The 8,084-nt window shown below is 63.9% G+C and carries 7 protein-coding genes and 4 pseudogenes; 8 read left to right on the top strand and 3 right to left on the bottom strand.

Features of this window, described 5'->3' with window-relative positions; all coding sequences use genetic code 11:
- The 3 genes and pseudogenes from tnpB to HB681_RS24485 form a co-directional block, all read left to right on the top strand.
- The coding region (gene tnpB / locus HB681_RS24495) for an IS66 family insertion sequence element accessory protein TnpB (protein ID WP_213957478.1) at nucleotides 1-139 on the top strand (139 nt) is incomplete at its 5' end.
- A 142-nt stretch (nucleotides 140-281) separates the two neighbouring features.
- Nucleotides 282-1,814, top strand: a pseudogene (locus tag HB681_RS24490) (IS66 family transposase).
- A 2-nt stretch (nucleotides 1,815-1,816) separates the two neighbouring features.
- Nucleotides 1,817-2,398, top strand: coding sequence for a plasmid pRiA4b ORF-3 family protein (locus HB681_RS24485; protein WP_213957464.1), 582 nt, complete (start codon nucleotides 1,817-1,819; stop codon nucleotides 2,396-2,398).
- 233 nt (nucleotides 2,399-2,631) lie between these two features.
- Here the strand turns inward: HB681_RS24485 and HB681_RS24480 are convergent.
- A pseudogene (locus tag HB681_RS24480) lies at nucleotides 2,632-2,964 on the bottom strand (transposase); the annotation flags it as partial.
- A gap of 15 nt (nucleotides 2,965-2,979) precedes the next feature.
- Nucleotides 2,980-3,099 (bottom strand): annotated as a pseudogene (locus HB681_RS38300) (transposase); the annotation flags it as partial.
- Between the two features lie 63 nt (nucleotides 3,100-3,162).
- Between HB681_RS38300 and HB681_RS24475 the strand changes: the two are divergent.
- Nucleotides 3,163-3,704: pseudogene (locus HB681_RS24475) on the top strand (transposase); the annotation flags it as partial.
- Between the two features lie 81 nt (nucleotides 3,705-3,785).
- On the opposite strand, the gene HB681_RS24470 reads toward HB681_RS24475, so the two are convergent.
- A complete protein-coding gene (locus HB681_RS24470) occupies nucleotides 3,786-3,938 on the bottom strand; it encodes an ATP-binding protein (protein ID WP_345944737.1) in 153 nt (50 codons plus the stop codon).
- Nucleotides 3,939-4,168: 230 nt separating this feature from the next.
- Between HB681_RS24470 and HB681_RS24465 the strand changes: the two genes are divergently transcribed.
- From HB681_RS24465 to lnt, 4 genes are all read left to right on the top strand, one after another.
- The gene (locus HB681_RS24465; RefSeq protein ID WP_213957462.1) at nucleotides 4,169-4,642 is read left to right on the top strand and encodes an Lrp/AsnC family transcriptional regulator; all 474 of its coding nucleotides are present in this window, start codon (nucleotides 4,169-4,171) and stop codon (nucleotides 4,640-4,642) included.
- A 110-nt stretch (nucleotides 4,643-4,752) separates the two neighbouring features.
- Nucleotides 4,753-5,481, top strand: coding sequence for a GNAT family N-acetyltransferase (locus HB681_RS24460; protein WP_213957461.1), 729 nt, complete (start codon nucleotides 4,753-4,755; stop codon nucleotides 5,479-5,481).
- Nucleotides 5,482-5,579: 98 nt separating this feature from the next.
- Nucleotides 5,580-6,458 (top strand): transporter associated domain-containing protein, encoded by an 879-nt coding sequence (locus tag HB681_RS24455; protein ID WP_213957460.1) that lies wholly within the window; start codon nucleotides 5,580-5,582, stop codon nucleotides 6,456-6,458.
- Nucleotides 6,455-8,035, top strand: coding sequence for an apolipoprotein N-acyltransferase (gene lnt / locus HB681_RS24450; protein ID WP_213957459.1), 1,581 nt, complete (start codon nucleotides 6,455-6,457; stop codon nucleotides 8,033-8,035). Before HB681_RS24455 ends, lnt begins: the two co-directional genes overlap by 4 nt.
- Nucleotides 8,036-8,084 lie beyond the last annotated feature (49 nt).

Here is an 8,084-nt window from a genome sequence, read left to right as displayed (position 1 = left end):
ACTCGAGCGCGGTCGTTTCGTCTGGCCCCAGGCCGCCTCCGGCAGTGTCTCGCTCACGCCGGCGCAACTCTCCATGTTGCTCGAAGGCATCGACTGGCGCATGCCGGTGCGCACGCACGAGCCGTTGCTGGCTGCTTGATTTCCGGCGCGCGAACGAGCGCGCCTACTGGATGAGAATTTCTCCGGTGCAGCACCGATGTTCGACGTGCCGCCGGCCGGGCACAGTAGATGACGTGACGCCCCCGATCAACGACTCTACTACACCCCATACCGTTGAAGGTTTGCTGCGAGTGGTCGAGGGGAGAAATGCCGAAGTGGTGTTCTTCAAGCTGATGGTCGACAAGCTCAAGCTGCAGTTGAGGCGCAGCCTTCGGGCGCGCTTCGGATCGTCCAGCGAGCAGTTCGATGACCCTCAAATCGCTCTTCTGGAAGGCGAACCACTGTATGAGCGCCCGACGCCGATCGCTGTGGCTGAGCCCGATGCCGCCAATGCGCCGGAGATCGATCGCAAGCTGCCTGCTCACCTGCCGCGCGAGGCCCAGGTGTATCGGCCCGAAGCAACCTCCGATCACCATGACGCAAACGGTCAGGCCTGTGGTTGTACCGCTTGCGGCGGTCGTCTTCGCCTGATCGGACACGACGTCTCCGAGCAACTCGAGTACGTGCCCTCGCGCTTCAAGGTCATTCGCCATGTGCGGCCGAAGCTTGCCTGCGTGGCCTGCGAGACGATCTTCCAAGCCACCGCGCCGAGCCGGCCGATCGCGCGTGGTGTCGCCGGGCCCGGCTCCTTGCGCATGTCATGGTCTCGAAGTATTGCGACCACATTCCCCTGTACAGGCAGAGCGGCATCTACGCTCGCGACGGCGTGTTCATCGATCGCTCCACGATGGTCGGATGGGTCGACCGGGGCGATGAATTGCTCGACCCCCTGGTGGCCGCACTCGGGCACTACGCGCTGGCGGGTGCGAAGGTGCATGCCGACGACACGCCGGTGGGCGTCCTCGACCCGGGGCGCGGGCGCACGAAGACAGGGCGGCTGTGGGTCTACGTGCGAGACGATCGCCCGGCAGCGAGCCAGGACGCACCGGCTGTCTGGTTCCAATACTCTCCCGATCGCAAGGGCGAGCACCCGCAGACGCACCTCAAGAACTTTACTGGCATCCTGCAGGCCGACGTCTACGGTGGCTGGGGCAAGCTGTACGGCAGTGGCCGCGTCAAGCAAGCCGCTTGCTGGGCTCATGCGCGACGACCGTGGTGGGATCTGCACCTGAGTCCGGGACGAGCACCGGGATCGGTGGCCGAGCAGGCGCTCAAGCGCATCGCCGCCTCGTACGCGGTCGAGGCCGACATCCGTGGCCAGCCGCCCGACGAGCGACGACGACAGCGCCAGGCACGCGCAGGCCCGTTGCTCGACGAGTTGCACGCCTGGCTGAGCGCCATGGTGGGCCGTGTGTCGGCGAAGTCGGAGATCGCCGCCGCCATCGGCTACTCGCTCACGCGCTGGAAGGCGCTGACGCGCTACGTCGGCGACGGCCGCATCGAGATCGACAACAATGCCGCCGAGCGCGCGTTGCGAGGCGTCAGTCTCGGCCGCAAGAACTACCTCTTCATGGGGTCTGGGGTCGGACGCGGGAGGCGAACGCGCTGCGGCGATCTACAGCCTTGTGGAGACGGTCAAGCTCAACGGGATCGATCCCGAGGCCTATCTGCGCGATGTGCTGACGCGAATTGCCGACCATCCCATCAACCGCATCGACGAGTTGCTGCCGTGGAACATCGGCCGACGCGCCGGCGACCAACGAGAAGCAGCCTGAGCATGGCGACCAAGGTACATAGGATCAAGACGTCCCCGGCAATCCTCCAACTTCACATCGAATTGCGCGGCACAAAGCCTAAGGTCTGGCGCCGCGTGCTGCTGCCCGAGACGATCACGTTGCTCAAGCTTCATCTGGTCATCCAGGCCGCCTTCGGATGGAGCCACTCGCACCTGCACGAGTTCATCGCCGGCGACGGCGAGCGCTATGGAACGCCCGATCCGTTGTACGACGATCCTGGCTCGATCACCAGCGAGAGCACGCGACTGACCACCGCCCTGAACCGATCGACGCTGAGCTACGTCTACGACTTCGGAGACCACTGGGATCACCGCATCAAGGTCGAGAAGAAGCTCGCACCGGATCCGCTGCTGCCTCTGCCGTTCTGCGTCGGCGGCGCCTGCGCGACGCCGCCCGAGGACTGCGGCGGCATTCCGGGCTATGCCGACTTCGTCCAGGCCATGGCCAATCCTGAAGACCCGGAGCACGAGAATTTGACCGAATGGATCGGTGTAGAGACCTGGAATCCCAAGGCGTTCGATTCCACAGAGGTCAACGACCGCCTGACCGCGATCAAGCTCTGACGCTGCCATGGTGCAAGCGACGAAGAACATCGAGGCGTTGATCGCCGATGGTGGTGACATCAACATCGGCGCGCTGCCGCCTCACGAGTGCGCTGCCACAGCGGCCGACGCAAGCAACTGCCTGGCCATGCTCGTGCGCCGTGATGGCGAGACCTTCAATGCACTGCTCAAGCGCCTGGACAAGGCGATCGGGATGGCTTGGTCGGACGACCTCTTCATCGATGAGGTCAACGTACGCGCTGCAGCTTGGCAATCTCGGCGCGTGCGGCGGCCAGTTCAGAGGCCGGCACCACAGATTCGCCGGCGGACACGGCCATCAACGCACCCTGGCGTTCGAGCTTGCGCCACTGGAACAGCAGGCTGGCCGCAACGCCTTCCTGGCGGGCCACGAGCGACACGCTCATGCCCGGCTCGTAGGTGCGCTTGACGAGCGCAGACTTTTCCGCGAGGGACCAGCGCCTGCGGCGCTGGTCCCTCATGATCACTTCGACGGTATCCGTATTCCTATTCGTACTCACAGTCCTACTCCTATCTTCAAAGATAAGCGATAGACCGTGTCCTGTCATACAAGGGGCCAGCTCAGTCTGCTCGACCAGGCCCAACGTGCGCGCCGCCGCCGCGATGCTCTGGCCACCTTCGACCAGCCGCACAGCCTCCTTCTTGAACTCCAGCGTGTAGCGCGCTCTCATCGTCTTCGTCATTACCGTTCTCCTTGCTTGCATTGAAACACTCAGCAAGGGATACGTTTTTCGGGGGCAAGGTCATGCATCTCCAAGGGCATGGCACGCACCCCATAGGAGTTCGGCGTCAAGGTGAGCATCGCGACGACCTTGAAGGAAGGGTTGGTGGTGGGCATGCGCTCCATGCCGGGCAACCCCTATGACGGCCACACGCTGGCCGAGACCCTGGAGCAGGTGGGCATCCTGGCCGAGCGCAGGTCGACAACGGCCATCGTGGACAAGGGCTATCGGGGTGTGGAGATCGAGGGGGTGCGCATCCTGCGCTCGGGCCAGAAGCGCAGCGTCACCCGAACGCTCAAGGCGATGATCCACAGGCGCAGCGCCATCGACCCGGCGAGCGGGCACATGAAGATGCACGACAGACTCGCGCGAAGTCCGCTCAAGGGCGCCCTGGGTGACGCGCTGCATGCGGTGATGTGCGGCGCGGGCCACAACCTGCGGCTGATCCTGCCCGGCTGCGGCTTTTTTGCGCCCATCTCGGCCTGGACTTGCGCTCGCAGTTGGTGGGACTCCCGTCCCGGCAGCTTCGCGCTCATGTAGTTCGGGCTCGAAAACCGGTTTGTTGAGCGCGGACCAACGAGGTTGAAAGACACCATCGAAGGTCTCAAGCTTGAGCGGTTTAGACTCACTGGCAAGACGCTGGCGGATCACCGCCGGAAGTTGACGCGGGCCTGATAGCTCTTGCCCTCGAGCACCAGGCAGTAGGCGTTGTGGCGCATGCGATCGAGCGTCGCGCTGGCCAGCAGCTTGTTGGCCGGGAAGGCCTGGCGCCATTCGATGAGATCAAGGTTGCTAGTCACATGGCGGCGCACTCTCGTACCGCTCGACCATGAGTTCATGCAGGCTCCCGTATCGGTTCGGGGGGACAGGGTAACTGCCGGATGTAGATTGATCTCCTAGTAGAAGGGGAGAGCTGACCATTGCCGATCAGGCGCAGGAAACCACCTCACCTGTGCAGCACATCACAGCGCAGCGGGCTTCCCTTGCCTACTTCGACCCGAAGGCGCAATAAAGCTGTGAGAATCCGCCTATGGAGGCACTCGACAAGCTGGATCGCCTGATATTGCGCACGCTGCAAGCAGACGGGCGGGCGACTTATGAGCAGCTTGCTGAACAGGTCAGCCTTTCGCCCAGCGCGGTCTTGCGCCGGGTCAAGCGTCTTGAGGAAAGTCGCGTCATCGACCGATACGTGGCGCTCGTGAAGCCTGAATCCGTAGGCTTGGGACTCACCGCCTATATCAACGTCAGGCTCGAGAAGCACACCGAAAGTCACAAGCGCAATCCGATGGACCTCTTTCGCGCCAGCGTCCAGACCTGGCCGGAAGTAGTGGAATGCGCGGCGTTGACGGGCGACATGGACTATTTGATGCGCGTTGTCGTCGCCGACATGGCGCACTACAGCCGCTTCATCATGGACACCCTGCTCAAGCACCCGAGCGTGGAAGACTGCAAGACGAGCTTCGTGCTCGATCGCGTCAAGACAACGACCGCGGTCCCGGTATAACTGGCTTGTTCGCATATTTTTCACGACAATGCCTCGTAATACGTCACTGGATCGGCACTTATCGATGGTGTCCGACTTCCATTATTGGGGAAAACCCTTATATTGGAACCATGCTCAACGCAAGTTCACTATTCAAGGCGTCGCTCGGCGCGGGTTCTTTTTTCAAAGTGCCTGCCACTGAGCCCCGCCTGCCGGATGACCCAGGTCAGCAGCCGGTCCTTGTGCCCATACGTTCCATTGGTCCGGGTGAGCGCGAGCGCATCGCGCGGCACTTGCTGGACCTTGACCTGCATGACCGCTATCTGCGGTTCGGCTATGCCGCTTCGGATGAGCAAGTGCAGCGATATGTCGACGCGCTCGACTTCGACCGGGACGAGATATTCGGCATCTACAACCGCCGGCTCGAGATCATCGCCCTGGCGCACCTGGCGTTCCCGCCTGCGGACCAACCGATGGATTGCGCCGAATTTGGCGGATCGGTGTCGAAGCACGCCCGTGGGCGCGGCTATGGCGCACGCCTGTTCGAACGGACCATCGTGACCGCGCGAAACGAGGGCATTGGTATGCTCTTCATTCACGCCCTGAGTGAAAACGGAGCGATGATCAAGATCGCGCGCAATGCCGGCGCCACGGTCGTGCGCACGGGCTCGGAAGCCGAGGCGCATCTGGAGTTGCCAAAGGCCGACTTCGACAGCCGCATGACCGAGATCGCGCTCGACAACATTGGCGAAGTCGACTACCAACTCAAGACCCGAGCCAAGCGGTTCTGGAACTTCCTGCACGTCATGCAGGAGATCCGACGCGGCGGGCGACCGGCGAGCGACCACGCCGCCCCATAGTCGATCGACCAGTTGCATTCGCCCCAGCGGCGCTGCAATGCCCGGGAGGCGCTCCCCTTTCCGGTATCCTTGCGCTTCCCCAACTACGCCCTCCCGCAGTGGCCGACCCTCACCCTGAGCGCACCCCCGTTGAACGGGAAGACAAACGAAGCTTTCTGCAAAAGCTGGCCGAATTCATCCATCCCGGGCCGGATTCGCGCGACGAACTGATCGAAACACTGGCCGACGCGGAGGACAACGACGTGATCGGCGCAGAGTCGCGCGTGATGCTCGAAGGCGTTCTGCGCATGGCTGACATGACGGCTGCAGACGTGATGGTTGCAGCGCCGCGGATGGACCTGCTGGACATCGATGCCTCGCTCGATTCGCTGATTCACGTGGTCATCGACACGGCGCACTCGCGCTTTCCGGTTTTCGAGGGCGACCGGGAGAACATCATCGGCATCCTGCTCGCGAAGGACTTGCTCAAGCTGCAGCGTGCGCCGGCATTGAACGTTCGCGCGCTCCTGCGGCCCGCGACCTTCGTGCCGGAGAGCAAGGGCCTCAATGACCTGCTGCGCGAGTTCCGCGGCAACCGCAATCACCTGGCGATCACCATCGACGAATTCGGCCGCGTGGCCGGGCTGATCACCATCGAGGATGTGCTCGAGCAGATCGTCGGCGAGATCGAGGACGAGTTCGACATCGCCGAGGAAGAGGGTGACATCTTCGGCCTGGCCGATCACACCTACCGGGTGTCGGGCGACACGCCGATCGAGCGGGTGGCCGAGGCCTTCGGCATCGTTTTCGATGAGGAAGCGTTGAGCGAGGATTTCGACACCATTGGCGGGCTGATCGCCCATGAGATGGGTCACGTCCCAAAGCGGGGCGAGCACCATGCGCTGGGCGGTTTCGATTTCGTCGTGCTGCACACCAAGGGCGGTGCGGTGCGCTGGTTCAAGGTGTCGCCGGCGCGCGGCGACGACGCGGCCGATTGAACGCCACGCTGCTTCGCTTGCTTGCTTTCGCGCTGGCAGGTGCGGCGCAGGCCGCGTCAATTGCCTGGCCGTGGAGCGGTCATCCGCTTTGGTGGCTGCAACTGTTGTCCTTGGCCGGATTGGTGTGGCTTCTGGAAGGCTTGCGACTCGATGCGGCGCCGAAACCGTGGCGCAGGGGCTTCGGTCTTGGCTGGGCCTTTGCCACTGCGTGGCTGTGCGGCAATTTCTGGTGGCTCTTCATCTCCATGCACACCTACGGCGGCATGGCGGCCCCGCTCGCTGCGCTGGCGGTGCTGGCGCTGGCAGCGGCCTTGGGGCTGTACTACGCCGTGGCGTGTTCCGTGTTTGTCGCCTGGGGGCCCCGCCATTGGTTGTGGCGGGCCGTGAGTTTCTCAGCGCTCTGGACATTGGCCGAACTGATTCGCGGCTATTGGTTCACGGGCTTTCCCTGGGGAGCGGGCGGCTATGCGCATGTCGAGGGGCCGTTGGCGATGCTGGCACCCCTGGTCGGTGTGTACGGCATCGTGGCGATCGCTGCGCTGGCTGCCGCAATGATGGCGCAATGCTTGCGGCTCGACTATCGCGGCAAGGGCTCATGGCTGGCGCCGGCGGGCGTGGTGCTGATGCTGGGCGGCTTGGGCACACTGGGTGTGACCGACGTCACCGCGGGGGCGGCGAAAGCGCCGCCGCCCCCGCTGCAGATCGCATTGCTCCAGGGCAACATTCCCCAGGACGAAAAGTTCATTCCCGGCGGCGGCATCGCCACCGCATTGGACTGGTATGGCATGCAGTTGCGCGATGCGAGCGCTTCGCTGGTCGTCACGCCCGAGACCGCGCTGCCCCTGCTCCCGAGCCAGTTGCCGCCGGGCTATCTCCCTGCGATCGCGTCGCGCTACGGGAGCGGATCGCAAGCTGCGATTGTCGGCTTGCCGATGGGTGACGGGCGCGGCTACACCAACACGGTGCTTGGATTCAAGGTCGGCCAGGCCGAGCCCTATCGCTATGACAAGCACCACCTGGTGCCATTCGGGGAATTCGTGCCGGGCATGTTCCGGTGGTTCACCGACATGCTGAGCATTCCGCTGGGCGACTTCGCGCGCGGCGGACTGGCGCAGCCGTCTTTCGAGTGGCTGGGGCAGCGCATCGCGCCGAACATCTGCTACGAGGACTTGTTCGGCGAGGAGATCGGGGCCAACTTTCGCGATGAGGCGCTCGCGCCGACCATCCTGCTGAACGTCAGCAACATCGCGTGGTTCGGTGACTCGGTGGCGATCGACGAGCATCTGGCCATCTCGCGCATGCGCGCGCTGGAGTTCCAGCGGCCGATGGTGCGCGCCACCAACACCGGCACCACGGCGGTGATCGATCACCACGGCGTGGTGACGCAATCCTTGCCGCGACTCACGCGCGGTGTGCTGGTGGCGACGGTGGAAGGGCGGAACGGCATCACGCCCTATGCAGCCTGGGTCTCGCGATTCGGCCTGGTGCCGTTGTGGCTTGCGGCCATGCTCGTGATCGCGATCACAGTGCTGCCTGGTGTGCTTCGGCGACGGCCGTTGAGGGGGCCATCGAGATGATCGGGCAGCATTGATTCCAGCGCCTGCAGGATCGCGCCCCGCCAGGTTT

It is taken from the genome of Variovorax sp. dw_954, from assembly GCF_018449755.1.
Lineage (GTDB): Bacteria > Pseudomonadota > Gammaproteobacteria > Burkholderiales > Burkholderiaceae_C > Variovorax.
Note: the sequence above shows the minus strand (reverse complement) of the source record. Positions and strands in the feature narration are given on the sequence as shown.